General features: G+C 44.7%; 11 protein-coding genes. 3 read left to right on the forward strand and 8 right to left on the reverse strand.

Translation table 11 applies throughout. The features are described from left to right. Positions 1-90: 90 nt before the first annotated feature. Positions 91-408, reverse strand: coding sequence for a DUF416 family protein (locus LZD49_RS36280; protein ID WP_409021382.1), 318 nt, complete (start codon positions 406-408; stop codon positions 91-93). 27 nt (positions 409-435) lie between these two features. Between LZD49_RS36280 and LZD49_RS34815 the strand changes: the two genes are divergently transcribed. Both LZD49_RS34815 and LZD49_RS34820 read left to right on the forward strand, forming a co-directional pair. Then, positions 436-1167: a M56 family metallopeptidase gene (locus LZD49_RS34815; protein WP_234673184.1), complete on the forward strand. Its 732-nt coding sequence runs from the start codon at positions 436-438 to the stop codon at positions 1165-1167. Positions 1168-1214: 47 nt separating this feature from the next. Continuing rightward, positions 1215-2588 (forward strand): serine hydrolase, encoded by a 1374-nt coding sequence (locus LZD49_RS34820; protein ID WP_234673187.1) that lies wholly within the window; start codon positions 1215-1217, stop codon positions 2586-2588. 487 nt (positions 2589-3075) lie between these two features. Here LZD49_RS34820 and LZD49_RS34825 read toward each other — a convergent pair whose 3' ends face one another. The 6 genes from LZD49_RS34825 to LZD49_RS34850 all read right to left on the reverse strand — a co-directional run bounded on the left by LZD49_RS34825 (position 3076) and on the right by LZD49_RS34850 (position 13061). Continuing rightward, positions 3076-5442, reverse strand: coding sequence for an ABC transporter permease (locus LZD49_RS34825; protein WP_234673188.1), 2367 nt, complete (start codon positions 5440-5442; stop codon positions 3076-3078). Positions 5443-5465: 23 nt separating this feature from the next. Next, positions 5466-5660, reverse strand: a complete 195-nt coding sequence (locus LZD49_RS34830; protein ID WP_234673189.1) for a hypothetical protein — start codon at positions 5658-5660, stop codon at positions 5466-5468. A gap of 25 nt (positions 5661-5685) precedes the next feature. Beyond that, the gene (locus LZD49_RS34835) at positions 5686-8301 is read right to left on the reverse strand and encodes an ABC transporter permease (protein ID WP_234673190.1); all 2616 of its coding nucleotides are present in this window, start codon (positions 8299-8301) and stop codon (positions 5686-5688) included. Next, the gene (locus LZD49_RS34840) at positions 8298-8636 is read right to left on the reverse strand and encodes a PadR family transcriptional regulator (protein ID WP_234673191.1); all 339 of its coding nucleotides are present in this window, start codon (positions 8634-8636) and stop codon (positions 8298-8300) included. Before LZD49_RS34840 ends, LZD49_RS34835 begins: the two co-directional genes overlap by 4 nt. A gap of 379 nt (positions 8637-9015) precedes the next feature. Beyond that, complete coding sequence (locus LZD49_RS34845; protein ID WP_234673192.1) at positions 9016-11451, reverse strand: ABC transporter permease; 2436 nt, start codon at positions 11449-11451, stop codon at positions 9016-9018. 377 nt (positions 11452-11828) lie between these two features. Continuing rightward, complete coding sequence (locus tag LZD49_RS34850) at positions 11829-13061, reverse strand: amidohydrolase family protein (RefSeq protein ID WP_234673193.1); 1233 nt, start codon at positions 13059-13061, stop codon at positions 11829-11831. Here LZD49_RS34850 and LZD49_RS34855 point away from each other — a divergent pair. Further along, positions 13054-13233, forward strand: coding sequence for a hypothetical protein (locus tag LZD49_RS34855; protein WP_234673194.1), 180 nt, complete (start codon positions 13054-13056; stop codon positions 13231-13233). The two genes, LZD49_RS34850 and LZD49_RS34855, sit on opposite strands and share 8 nt — an antisense overlap. Positions 13234-13348: 115 nt before the next feature. Here the strand turns inward: LZD49_RS34855 and LZD49_RS34860 are convergent, their stop codons facing one another. Further along, positions 13349-14548 carry a serine hydrolase gene (locus LZD49_RS34860; RefSeq protein ID WP_234673195.1) on the reverse strand — a complete coding sequence of 400 codons (1200 nt, stop codon included), beginning with the start codon at positions 14546-14548 and terminating at the stop codon, positions 13349-13351. Between the last annotated feature and the right edge of the window lie 324 nt (positions 14549-14872).

Raw genomic sequence — 14872 nt, forward strand, 5'->3', positions numbered from 1 at the left:
GATTTTGTTTCTCGCTAAGTCTTCTAAAATTGGACATATCCTCTAAGTTTTTGGTAAAATAGTAAAATCTCTTCACCACAACCACCTGACTCATTTAAAGGACTTACTGATTATTGCACTAGTTGTGCAACGGCCACGTTCGTTAATCTGAGTTACATCCAAGCTCGATAGTTCGCTTAGCAGTCGTCGTTGACGCTCTTTTTCACGAATCATTAAAGGGTCAGACTCAATTTTGTGATCAGTATTTGAGTGAATACGATTTGCATCATTTCTATGCCCGACGTACATATCAACTGTATCTCTTGCAAAGGTTGCTACCCAGACAATATGTTCGAGTTGTGGCTCTATTAGATAATTTAGTGTGCTTAGTACCGCCGTGCAGGCGTCAAGTCCGTCTTGCTGAGCCAAACGGTTAGCCCGTTCACGTTCCTAACCATGATATTCATTTCAGAGGAAAGCTACGAAAACCAGAACATCGACAAGGACTTGATCCTGCACGAGCTTGCTCATAAAACCCAGGCGCACTCTTTGGATATCTTATTTCTAGAATTGGTTACTATTTTCCATTGGTTCAACCCACTTATTTATTTGTTCAAACGATTAGTTCAGGCCAATCATGAATACCTTGCCGATGAATTCGTTCTGCGTTCAGGGGTCTCTGTAAGTGATTATTCCGACAAAATCATTAACCATACTTTCAAAGTTAAACGGACAGCTCTAGTAAGCGGTTTTAGCAAAATGCTTGTCAAACGGCGCCTAAAACTATTAGCCAAATTCAAACAAAAGAAAAGTCCTTTTTTTCGGCTGCTGGCTTTCGCCCCTATTTCGTCGCTTTTATTTATCACAACTGCATTCAGCATAAGCTCTGAACCATTGCGAGGTACGTTCTCTGCTAATGTAATCAGGTGGTCTGCTGAAAAAGAGATTCGTATGGAAGGTAACCTCAAGGTTCAGTTTGGAAGAAATGACTTTACGGGCGAAGGGTCGTTTTCCGGTTTTGACAAAGGGACCCTTTTGATCGTGGATGGTAAAAGGGTAGCCCTCGATGAATCGATCAATATTTCCGAACAGCAGTGCAACTTACTGATCCTGAGTAAAGTTCAGGCGAAATCAAAATACAAAACCGATGGCAACCTCGGAGCAGTCGAGGTGTATACTTCCAGGTAGCCAGTGCCTGCATTCGGTTTCGTTAAACCAAACCCAAACCAAAAAATATGAACAGATTTTTTAGGAGGCTTTTGAAGCTCTCCCTGTCCGGGCTGTGCTTCGTACACGACCCAACTGAGGCCACAGCCCAGTCAGCTTACGCGCCGATTGATTCTACCGTTGCGAGCTTTATGTCGGACATGAAAGTTCCTGGCTTTGCAGTAGCAATTGTGAAGGACAGTGATGCTTTATGGTCAAAAGCTTATGGTGAGTCAAATATCGAAAGTAAAATACCCATGAGTGTGGATGGCATCATGAACATCGGTTCAATATCCAAAACCTTTACCACGGCCGCCGCTATGCAGCTTTGGGAAAAGGGATTGCTTGATCTTAATGAGGATATAAACACCTACCTGGATTTTCAGGTCAGGAACCCCAAATACCCGGAAACACCAATCACCATCCTGCAGATACTGACCCATACTTCTTCCATTCGCGATGGAAAGGCATACATTCATAGCTATACCTGCGGCGACCCCACCATATCCCTACATGATTGGGTATCCGGAAACCTGACATCAAACGGACAGTTTTTCAACGCAGGCGACAATTTTGAGGCGTGGGCCCCCGGAACCGGAAAAAGAAGATATTCAAACGTCTCTTTCGGATTGCTTGGCCTGATCGTCGAAAAAGTCGCAAAGCAACCATTTCATAAGTATTGTAAACAGCATATTTTTGCGCCCCTGGGCATGATCCATACGGCGTGGATGTTGGAAGAGGTGGATCCAAAAACGCATATTATACCCTATGCTTACGTCACCCAAGAAAATCGCAAAGATTTGCAGGAAAGCCAGTTGTATCCTGCCGTAGAATTCAAAATAGGGACTTATTTACCGGCTTGTCTTTACAGTTTTCCAAATTACCCCGACGGGCTTGTTCGAACAAGTGTAAGAGAATTGTCGTTCTACCTGATTGCAATGATGAATGGTGGGTCCTATAAAGGGCAAAGGATCTTGCAGAAAAAGACCGTTGATAAAATGCTGTCGTTACAGAATACCGGTCATAACACGCAGGGCCTCACCTGGCATATCTATGAATGGGATTCCCCCACAGCCACCCGTGAAACATTGTGGGGGCATACAGGTGGGGATCCGGGTATTACAACTTATCTTTTTTTCAACCCGGTTTCCCGGCTTGGTATGATTACTTTTCAAAACGCGTCAACCGGCGGCACATCCAGACTTTTTGAGAAATTGTATCAAATAGCAGCATCCGAAAAGTTTGATGAAACTGAGTCAGACTTGCAGCCCCAAAAAAGGGTATCTTTTATGCCGATAAGATTTACTGGTCGGCAAAAAGCAGGGATGTACTGCTCACTGGTAAGATTGATGTACGATTCGGAGAGAACAATTTTAAGGGTAATGGCTCATTTTCCGGTTTAGGAAAAGTAAACCTTCTAATTGTGAACGGGCAGAAAGCGATGGCAGGTAAGTCAATAAATATTTCCGGGAAGAAGTGTATCATCCATGTGCTGGCTAAGCAAGATGCTATCAAGAAGTACGGTGACGGAGGAGAATTCGGCGCAGTTGAGATAAGCATACCTGAGTGATCTTCCACTACTGCACGATTCGAAAGCCATTACTTGACCCAATGCTGCTCCCCTTGTTCTGTGTTTTGTTATTTACCATCAAAAAAGGTTGTTAAAATTTTACTGTCAATCTCAAAACCCAGCCATCCTAGATACTTAATCTATCCGCGGTGTTTGCAGTTTATTTGAATCCGATTTAGGACGTTTTCTGAAACAGCTAAATAACCCACACGAGCATATATCCCAATAGGAGTGTCTAATTAACCCCCAAAGAAAGTAATCCTGCAAACTCTGCCATCTATAAAATGCTTCCGCTTAGCTTATCCAAAAAGCCCAGATGGCTAATCGTTTCGTAAACTGTTTACTGGGTTTGCTATTGCCGCTTTTATTGTTTGAAAACTTATTGTAATAAGCGCAATAAGCAATACAAACACTGCTGCCGACAGGAATACCCAGGCATTCATTGTGATCCGATAAGGATAATTTTCCAGCCACCTTTGCATCGCCAACCAGGCGGCGGGAGCGGATATTACTGCGGAGATCAGTATCAAAGCGGCAAAATCTGTTGAAAGCTTCGCCACAATCCCTTCGATACTGGCACCCAGCACCTTGCGGATGCCGATCTCTTTCCTGCGATGCTCGGCAGATAGCGCGGCTAGGCCAAAAAGGCCAATACATGAAATAAATATGGTAAGCGCAGAGCCGTAGCCTACAATCTGCTTCCATCTGGCTTCTTTATTATATTGCCCGGCAATTTCCTCCTCCTTAAATCTGTATTGGTAGGGTAAGGATGGGAATTGTTTTTTGAATTCCTGCCCGATACGGTTTAGCGCGTCCGGTATATTTTGGCCCCGTATCCGGATAAATATATTTCCCCAGGGATAATCCGGCTTCATGCTATATAAAACCGGCGACGTTTTTTCCGAGAGTGGCAGGTAATGATAATCTTTCACCACGCCAATAACGCTGTATTGTTTTTTATCATTTGCAAAATTAACTGTCTGTCCTATGGGATCCTTCCAGCCCGCTTCTTTTACAAACTGCTGGCTAACCAGCACCGCCCCTGCGCTGTCAGTGGCCATTACCTTTGAAAAATTGCGACCCTTTACTATCGGCACCTGGAATAATGGCAGGTAGTCTTCATCTATGTGCTGCAGGCCAAAACCAAACTCCTGCGTGCCGTTAATAAGCGCCGAAGTTCGCCACCAGCCGCCCTGGTCGGCAGTCACACTAACGATATTAGGGTCTTTGGACAGTTCGTATTTGAATACCGGCAATTTGGCTTTGTCGATATTAAAAGCGGAAATGGATATTACATTTTTGTCATTATAGCCCAGGTCGAAATTCGTCAGATAGTTGAACTGGGAATAAATGGTGATCGTAGATATGATCAGGAATGTTGCCAGGGTAAACTGAAGAATGACAAGACCTTTCGAAACATAGTTTTTGCCAGTAAAGGGTGTACGGTTATACAAGGTTTGCACCGGCTTTAAGCCCGACAGCACCAATGCCGGATAGAACCCCGCCAGTACGACAGTGAGCAAAAAGATGGCTATATAGCCGGCTACCAATTTAATGCTAAAAAGATAAGAAAACGCCAGCGCCTTATTGGTCAGTGTATTAAATAGTGGTAGCATCAGTTCGACTAAGGCAATCGCCAGAAGAAAAGCAATTAGGCTCAGGGTAAATGACTCGCCCAGGAATTGTATGATCAATTGTTTACGCTGTCCGCCTACGACCTTCCTGACGCCGATCTCTTTGGCCCGCCTGAGCGAACGGGCAATGGTAAGATTTACGAAATTGATACAGGCGATCGACAAGATAAATAGGGCGATACCGGTCAGCACGTAAGAATATATTGGATCACTGGCATCCGACAAACCGTTAGTTGCCGGATAATCGGTACTGGTATGCACCGCATGCAGCGGTTGCAATCCGTAGGTGATGATGTCCTTTTCTCCTGATTCGCGGATCTGGCTTGCGGCATTCCGAAGATATAGTTTATTAAGCTTTAAAGTTAATTTCTTAATATCAGTCCCGGGTCTTATCACCAAAAAGGTGTTCTGAAAAAAGTTTAACCAGCCATCCCGGGTTTCTCTCAACTGCTGCGACAACAACATTTTAATCTTGATCGATGAATTCTCAGGCGATCTTTTCGTCACGGCGGTCACCGTGAAGGGCTGGAACTCGTTGTGAACTTTCAGGTCCAGCGTTTTGCCAACAGGGTCTGTATTACCAAAATACTTTTCTGCTACTTCTTCGGAAAGCACAATGGAATGCGGATCGGTCAATGCATTTTCCCGTCTACCATATAGCAATGGAAAAGTAAAAGCAGAAAAGAAGTTACTGTCAACAAACAGCGCGGTCTGGTCGAACACCTGGCCGTCCAGCCTAACGGTATAACCGGTGCCGTATATACGCACGAAATCCTGAACCTCAGGGATCTCTCGTTTAAAGCTCGGTCCGGGCATGTCGCCTGTGCCCGAAAATTTATGTATCAACCCATCGGAGCTTTTGTTATCCACTACAAGCTGATAAATGTTGCCAGCATTCACATGGAAACGGTCGTAACTCACCTCGTCCATGGCATATAACAAGATCAGCATGCAGCAGCTTAAACCGGCACTTAGTCCGACAATGTTGATAGCAGAAAATCCCCTGTTGCGCCAAAGGTTCCTGAATGTGGTTTTGAAGTAGTTCCTGATCATGTCGTCCGATATTTTGTTAAAAATTATAACTGGTGGATCGTTTTGGAATACAACTTCTTTCTAATGCGACGGCCAATCTGACCTTTTTCTGATTCGAAAACAGCCATTTCATCTAATGGATTATTTTCAAAATATTTAATAAGTAAACATTCCTCCTCTGGAGTGAGTTGGTCCACAAAGAATTTCTCCCAGGCAATATCCAATCCGGAACGTTCCATCGCAATTTTCGCTGAAAGACAGAAGTTAATCTATTCGCAAGCTAGCGATAGGGTTAACCAATGCTGCCTTTACAGATTCATAACTAACTGTCAGCCAAGCGATAGCCATTGCCACCAAAGATGCGGTGAAGAATACCAGCCAGCCAACATTGATGTGGAATGCAAAACCTGACAACCAGCTGCTTACGGCATACCATGAAAGTGGTATAGCTATCACTATTGCAATTAGGATCAATTTTGTGATTCCCGAGGACAACAAATAGACAACGTCCAACACCGAAGCTCCCAATACTTTACGAACGCCAATCTCTTTGGTACGCTGCTCGGCCATGAACGCGGACAAGCCATACAAACCCAAGGTTGAAACAAATATACCCAGCACTGCAAAGAGATTAAAGATGCTTCCCATCTGTTGCTCCCCCTTATAAAGGTTATTCAAATCCTGATCGACAAAGTTAAATTTGAAAGGGTAAGCAGGATTAAGTTGCTTGCTCAGGGTGGCTAGCGCTTTTATAGTTGGCCCGGTTTTGCCTGGCAACGTCCTGATCACTACAAAGCCGCCGGATTTATTGTAGCGCAAGATCAATGGCTCGATGGCTTGTTGGATCGGTTTAACATTAAAATCCTTCACTACACCGATGATGGTGCCATTATAACCAGTGAACGTTAATGCCTTGCCGATTGCCGTCATTGCCGTCAAGCCCATGATGCTCAGCATTTTCTCGTTCACGATGAAGTTATTTGAATCTGCGGGAAATGATCTTGAGAAACTTCTCCCAGCAGCCAGCTTCAACCTGAACACATCCACGAAATCCTCATTTACATCCATTAACTGGACAACTGTCTGTAAATTGGGATCTTTGCCTTCCCAGTTTGCACCCAGATTACCGTTAATCAGGTTGGTAGGCAGGTCGGAGGTGATAGCAAAATCAGCTGTAAGCGGGTTTTGTTTTAGCTCTGTTTTTAAAGCTTGCTGCCGGTTCCATAGATCCCCGGTGATGGGCATGTATAAAAGATTGGCCTTTTCAAAACCAGGGTTACGGTCCTTGATAAATTTGAGCTGATTATAAATCACTACTGTACCAACCAGCAACACGATGGACACAGTGAACTGGGTAACGACCAGGGCGTTACGGAACAGCAGATTCCCACCCATCGATTTCATGTTTCCTTTCAGTACCTTAATTGGGTTAAAGCCAGAAAGAAAAAGGGCTGGGTAGCTGCCGGAGACCAACCCGGTCAACAGAGCAATCCCGAAAAGGCTCCCCCAAAATCTGGGATCGGAAACCGGCATGGCAAGCGCCCTGTCTGATATAGTATTAAATATCGGTAAAAACAGAAATACTATTCCAACAGAGAGAAGTAGAGAAACGAATGAAATGAAAACAGATTCACTTAAAAATTGAAGGACCAGCTGCGTGCGTATAGCACCTACCGCTTTACGCAGGCCAATCTCTTTAGCCCTTCGCGCAGAACGTGCGGTGGCCAGGTTCATAAAATTGATGCAGGCCACCACCAGTATCAGAATAGCAGTGATAAAGAAAATGTTAACATACTGTGCATTCCCGTGACCTGGTGAATCCCCCAATCTGGTCGGTGAAAGGTGTATTTTAGTCAAGGACTGCAACTGGAACACAACCTGAAAAGAGGTATGTTTCTTAAATATCTGATTGATCTGCTTTTCCAATGCGGTCAAATGGGCAGGCGAAGGCTCGAAGCTATTGGCCAACTGAATGTAGGAGTGATAAGAAAAGCTTTCCCATACATTTCGCTGAGCATCCTTGGTTTTCTCCAGGGCAGTCATTGGAAAAATAAAATCAAATTGTAGGTCCGAATTTGCCGGAATGTTGGCAAGAACGCCTGTCACAACTACATTTTCGTGGTTGTCTTTTCTCAGGACTTTTCCGATTGGGTTTTGCGTCCCAAAGTATTTTGTTGCCATGTCCTGCGTTATCAGTACACCGTCAATTCTTTTTAGGGCGGTAGCACGGTCTCCCATCACGAGGGGAAAAGAAAATACACTCATGAAACTTGAATCAGCGTAATAAACGCGTTCTTCCTCAAATCTCTTATCATTTACTTCCAGAAGCGCCTTTGAAATTTCACTCAACCGGACTGTGTTTCTAATAGATGGCATTTCTTGTTTTAAACCGGCAGGCATGCCTTCTGTATTCAAAGCAATTTTGAGGTCCCCGAAATCACCGACAATGCGATATATCCGGTCGGCATTCTTATGGAACTTGTCATAGCTCAGTTCATTTTGTACCCAAAGCAAAATCAGGATACTGGATGCCAGGCCGATCGCCAGACCGGAAATATTAATGACAGAATATGCCTTGTTCTTCAAGATATTCCTGTAAGCGAGTTTGAAATAGGTTTTTAACATATCACGGCTAATAAAAGATGGTTGTTCGTATTTTGGTTTGTCACGGCGTCTGCGGACGAATGGAGGGATTACCGTTATTAAGTTGAGCAGATAACGCCATAGCGCGCGTCTTTTACCTGCCTTGTCCATCGGACCTTTTCTATAATTGTACGCATACAGTTCATCCAGGTCTCCTTCAACTTCTTCAATTGAATTTTCGGGGTGAAGCCATCGAAGCAATTGCTTTGCCCATCGCGGCGGTTGCGGCGTATTCATATACCACTCAAATTCAGTGCGGCGTCCGGCATTAAATCCCAAAGCCGGTTACGCAGTTGATGGATATCGACAATCGCGCTCTTGCCTAGGGTCGTCAACGTAAAAAACCGTTTCCGTCTGCCGCCTCGCTCGGTTGTGGCCCCGCCAAGTTCGGAGGCTACGAATCCTTTCTCTTCCAGGCGGACCAATGTATTATGGATCGCGCCAAAAGTGACGATCCTGCCTGTGTGCTGCTCAATTTGCTGAGAGATTGAAACTCCGTAAGCTTGCCCGTGAAGGACTCCGATCGTCAGCAAAACGAGCTCTTCAAATTCGCCCAAATAAGTCCTGCGCATCCAAAAAATGATTAGTTATCATTTTATATTATAAATACATGCCAGGTTTGCAAATACGCGAATTCATCCCCAAAAAGCTGTTGAGACTAACTGAACGTTGCACTTTAATGTCCGTAAGCGGACTGATATGTTCGGTAATGAACAATGTAGATTAACCTGAAAAATTGCTCGCCTTATTTTTGGGATGCCAATAAGTTGACAGAGTTTTCAAAATGGATCTCACAAAACGCTCGAGCGTGAGACAGTTCTTCCCTACTCGCGGTAGTTTAGATGATCGCACCGATCGGAGGTTTTATGAAGCAGATACAAACCAGTAAGGCCCAAAAGACATGATCGCTATGTGAATGCCTTTTGGGTTTGAACTTTAGTACATTTTCCTTTATTCGGCACGTAAACTCTTTACAGGATTCATCAGCGCAGCTTTGAGGCTCTGAAAACTTACCGTCAATATGGCAATGCCAATGGCCAGAAAAGCGGCCAGAACAAATACCCACCACGAAATATCGACGCGATAGGCGAAGTTGTCGAGCCATCGACTCATGGCGTACCAAGCAATGGGCGAGGCAATCAGAATGGCAATGGCGACCCAGGCAATAAATTGGCGCGACAACAGAAACAGGATTTCGGAAATACTGGCCCCTAACACTTTACGAATGCCAATTTCTTTGGTGCGCTGCTCGGTTATGAAAACGGCCAGACCAAACAAGCCCAGGCAGGCAATAAAGGTGGCCAGGGCCGAAAAGACTGTTGCGATGATACTCGTATTTTGTTCCGCTTTGTAAAGTCGGGCAAGCCGCTCATCTGAAAACGAATAGCGACATTGTTCCGCCTTTTCGAAACGTCGCCAGGTTTCTTCGATGTAATCAATCGCATTTTTTGTGGCATTGGGCTGAATTCGGATGTTTAAAATACTGGCGGCTTGCCGGACGGGACTAAGGTGAAACATCAGCGGACGAACCTGGCGGTGAAGCGATTCATAATTGAAGTCCTTTATAACACCAATAATTTTATACGTTTTAGGGCCATTTACATCGATTTCTGTGATTACCTGATCTAACGGATTGTTTGTATTAAACGCTCGCAATGCCGCTTCGTTGATGACCACAGCGGTGCTGTCCGCCAGCCGATCGTTGGAAAAGAATCGCCCGGCTTTTAACGGCACCGCAAACGTTTTTGCGAAATCCGCATCGACATCTAGAAACTGGCATAAAACAGGATCAGAGCCAGACCGTTTTCCGAACAAATAAGCACTTCCCGGAATACCGTTTGCAAATAAAAGGGATGAGTTGCTGGCCGATAGTATGGCTGGATTTTTCAATAACTCCGCTTTAAACGGTTTGAGTTTGTCGCCCAGCACTTCGGCATTATTGATAGAAAGCAAGTGCTCTTTGTTGAATCCCAGGTCTTTATGCTGAAGATACCCTAATTGGTTCCGGATGATGATCATACCCAGAATTAGTGTAATGGATATTGAGAACTGGATAATCACCAGCAGGCTACGTAAGGACGATTTTCTTTTTTGTACGCCCGATTTTAAGACCTCGACCGGCCGAAAAGACGATAAAAAGAAGGCTGGATAACTTCCCGCCAGCAGACCCACAATGAGCGTAAAAGCAAGCAGCGCCGGAATGGTATACGCGTTGGTAAAAAGTGATAGTGTCAACTGCCGACCTGCTATCTGGTTGAAGCCGGGAAGCATGAGTTGTACCAAAATCAACGCTATGATAACCGAAAGGCCGGTCAGCAATATGGATTCGGTCGTAAACTGCCCCATTAGTTTTAAGCGACTCGAACCGATGGCTTTTCGAATGCCTACTTCTTTGGCGCGTTTCTCGGAACGGGCTGTCGATAGGTTGACGAAATTGATGACGGCAATCAGCAGAATAAATAAAGCCACTGCCGAGAAAATATACACATACACACTGTCGCCAATTCGGATATCACCCCACTCGGTATTGGGGTCGATATTGTATTGGCGTTTTGCGTGCAGATAAATGGATAATAACGGTTGCATGCGATACTCAAATACATTGCCGTTGGCCAGAAATTGCTTCATGGAAAAGCCCAAGGCTTTTTCGATCTCAGGTCCTAAACGGTCGAGAATGGCTTGCTGCATTTTGCGCTCGACCCGCGTAGGATCTGCCCCCTCTTTGAGGACAATGTAAGTGGAGTAATCCCCTTGCAACCAATCTTGTTGATTAACCTCGGGATAAGTCGACATCGACAGAAGAAAATCGCAACGGAAATGCGACTTATCGGGAAAGTCTTTCATGACGCCCGTAATCTGATAGGAGTTTGTCCCATCGACCAGAAACGATTTTCCTGTCGGGTTTTCCTGCCCGAAATATTTGCTGGCCATGGTTTCCGTCAGGACAATGCTATTCGGGTTTTTGAGCGCAATCGACGGATTGCCATGAATGAAGGGAAGCGTAAACACATCGAAATAGGTGGAGTCGACAGTATAGATTCTGCTTTCCCTGAAAATTTGGTCTTTATACCGCAAATCGTGTCCGCCAAAGTAGCCGATGCGTGTTTGAGTGAGCACTTCTGGAAGCATCTGCACCAGTGTAGGGCCAGCCGGAGGTGCCGTCTTGGAATTGTTTGATTCTTCGTTGTTAATCGAACTGTGAACGTAAAGCCGATACGTCTGGCTGGCCTTTTTATTGAATGTGTCGAAGTCTAGCTCATCGAGAATGAATAGGAACAACAGGATGGAACAGGCAATCTCCAACGAAAGTCCGATGATGTTGATGGCCGAAAAGCCCTTGTTGGTGCGCAGGTTGCGGTAAGTTATTTTAAAATAACTCAGTAGCATAGCAGGACCCAGCGAGAAAGGAGATGTATATATGGTACTTGGTAACGTGATTGGCCAGCGGCCATTAGTGGACAGAAATTGTAGAAGGTAATTAATTTCATACCGTTGAACGATGACCTATCAATGGTCAGATATGAACAATCTCAAAAATGCTCGACATTGAGACCTTTATCCTCTAATCATCCTGGTTTATGCCAGTCGCAACGATCGGACGTTATTTGAGACCTTGCGATCGGATAGGAAATGAACCGAATTCCTAGTCATGTTCTGTAATCGCTTATCAAGTTGTGTAGAAATAGCTTTCAGTGAATAGGCGCCAGTACCAATTAATAGTTGTCAAATGACTCTTAAAGTTTTCGGTCACTGACGATATTGGCTTAGTCACGCCGGTTAATAACCTTTCCTTCCTTCATGACAAAAACGACACGTTCAACTGTTTCAATCTTCTTTAGTGGGTCTTCGTCCACCGCAATGATGTCTGCCGAATATCCCGGCTCCAAAAGTCCGATCTTGCCTGGTCCGGCCACTAATTCGCCCGGAATCATCGTCGCCGAACTAAGAACCTGCATATTACTCATTCCCGATTGGGTATAGGCGTGATAGGTACTGGCCGTCACTTCGCCCCTGTTACGCTGTGCATCATAGTAATACATATCTGACCCAAATGCAATCTTAACCCCGGCCTCCAGAGCACGTTTGATGCGTTGCTGATATCTCGTTACGCCTGTCCGATCGGTTGGCACCAGAAAAATTCCCTTTTCAGCCATTAATTTCAGTACCGGTGCAGACAGCGTGTAACCATGTTCAATTGAATTTACTCCCGCATTGATGGCATTCAAAGCTGGTTGGTCTCCGTTGGTGGCATGCGCAGCAACTTTCAGATTGGCCGCCTTCGCCTCCTGTACTATTGCAGTCAATTCCTCTTGATTCAAAGATAATTGATTGTTATTGACGATCACTTTGATACAATCGGCTCCGTTGAAGATCGCTTCTCTTACTGCTTTGCGGGCTTCGTCCACGCCTGAAATTTCGATATACTCTTTCGGCACAAGAACCTTTCGGGCATCCGCTGTCATTTTACTGAACTGCCCGCCAATCGGGGCCAAAGCGCGGGTTGCGGCGTAGATGCGTGGACCAGGAAGCCAGTTCTTGCTTATGGCGTCTCGCAATGCGACGTCGGTATTCTCTCCCGAATTGCCCAGATCCCTTACAGTCGTGTACCCTGCCAACAGCATATCCCGAGCGTTGCGGGCGCCAATCAAAGCCCGAGTGGCATTATCAGTGATGGCCGTTTCTGTCACGATATTCGCTCCGGGTACTTTTTCTAATTCATACTGGTATTCATGGCACAAATGGCTATGTGCATCCACCAAACCAGGCAACAGGTATTTAGCTCCCAGGTCAATGATGATTGCATCAGCAGGTATGTTAGGGGAACTATCTATCTTTTCTATTTTGCCCTGGCGAGAGTATATTATGGCTGGTGTAATTAGTTGACCGTTGCGAACGTCAACAAGTGCTTTCGCCTTGATAACTGTTAGCCTGTCTTGGGCACTGACATCAAGAACGATGATCAAGCAAATCAAAATTCTGTAAATGCGAATGTTCATAGAGAAAGTTAAGCTTGAATACCTCGGAAAGGAAGTCAACTATTATACCAAAGGCCAAAAACTGCCTTCATTTACCCATAAGGGCCTTTTCTCAAATTTGCTGTACGGTTTCGGACAGCCGTGTCCGCTTTTGAATTCTGCAAAGTCGCTGGTTAGTGCTGAGATCGCCTAGGTAATCTACGATGACCTAGCTAAGTTCTCAAAAAACGCTCGAACGTGAGACTGTATTCCTTCACCTACCTGTTCAGGTCCTTTACAATTTCGGGTGTTTAAATAGAAGCTTGTGCTCATTTATATTTCTCACCGGATTGAGCGCGTCTTTTCTCAGTTATGAATGCTTCTGCAACCGGATATATGTACTTAAATAAGTCAGCAGATGCATAGCCATCCCGATTAATCAATATTGAAATAGATAAATTATAAGCCGGAAATAAAACCAACATACACGTCCCGCCAGCTGCACTACCCCCGTGATGGATCTGTTGCACTTTCAGGCTTTGTTGAAATAATCGGGCAGTATCATTTTTCCAACCAAGCGCGTAGTTTAGACCGTTGATCTTACCATTAGTTAGTTTTTGCGGCTCAGTGATAACGGAAGTAGTTTTAGCGTTAAAGAAAGTATTGTTTAGGAGAGAATTACCCAGTTTCACTAAATCTGAGGGTGTAGAAAGCAGTCCGCCTCCTGCCCATTTGTTGCTATTATTGACCTCCATCGCTTTTTTAAAGGTACTATCCTGCTTCTGAAAATTGTAAAACTGGGCCCGACCAGCAATCGTTTTATTCTTTTCGTCACCGATTGTGTGGTACATCTGTAAGGGGATAAATATCTCTTTTTCCATGTAACGTAAAAACTCGGCTTTGGTTACCTGTTCGATAACGGCGCTGAGAACGGTATAGTTGTAGGTGGAGTAACTGAACTTCTCACCCGGTTGGAACAATAGAGAATCATGTTGAAACACCTCCATGCTTTCCCGGATGCTGCCGTACGGAATGTTGCTGTTAAACTCATTATTTTTATAGTTTCGGATACCCGAGGTATGTGCCGCTAGTTGTCGAATCGTTATGGGTGAAAGGAGGGGATCAATGAAGGATAAGTACGATTGAACAGGATCGTCCAATAGGACTAGATTTTGATGGAGGAGTTTACCCAAGGCCATCGAGGTAACTGGCTTGGAAGAACTGCCGACCCGGAACTGGGTTGTTGTATCGGCTGGAACTCGTTTCTCCAAATCCTGGTAACCCTTGGCTGCGGCCCACACAACCCGGTTATCAACGCCGACCGCTATCGAAATTGCCGGAGTCTTTATTTCATCCATTGCCTGGGCTAAAATTGTCGCTCCCTGTCGAATAGCTTGCCCATACTCGAACTTCGTTTCGGAATTCGTGGAGACACGGCAACTGCTCAGGGCAATCCCCACAAGCAGCACAGCTATCCAGCCATGATAGTTATTGATTTTATTTTTCAATGTGTTTTTGACCTGCTTCAAAGTATAAGAAAAATGATAATGATTAAGGGTCAGACAATATTTAAAGCCAAGACGATTGAGTTTCTGAAATGTTACAGCAGATCAGAAAGTTCTTACAAAGATTTAGGCAGTTGTGAGGTTTCTCAAAAAACGCTCCATTCATGATTCTGCGTGTCGTAAGTGAGCGTCAGGATTGCTGTGAGTCAAATTTCGGACGTTTAGTGAAATGACCACATTAAATGTCTTTTGTCTGTAAAGCAGATTTATTTTAGATTTCGGACGGCAATCACGACACAGGTATATGAGCACTTGGGGAACAGGAATATCATCTAATGACACTTACGC

This window comes from Dyadobacter sp. CY261 (assembly GCF_021440085.1).
GTDB lineage: Bacteria > Bacteroidota > Bacteroidia > Cytophagales > Spirosomataceae > Dyadobacter.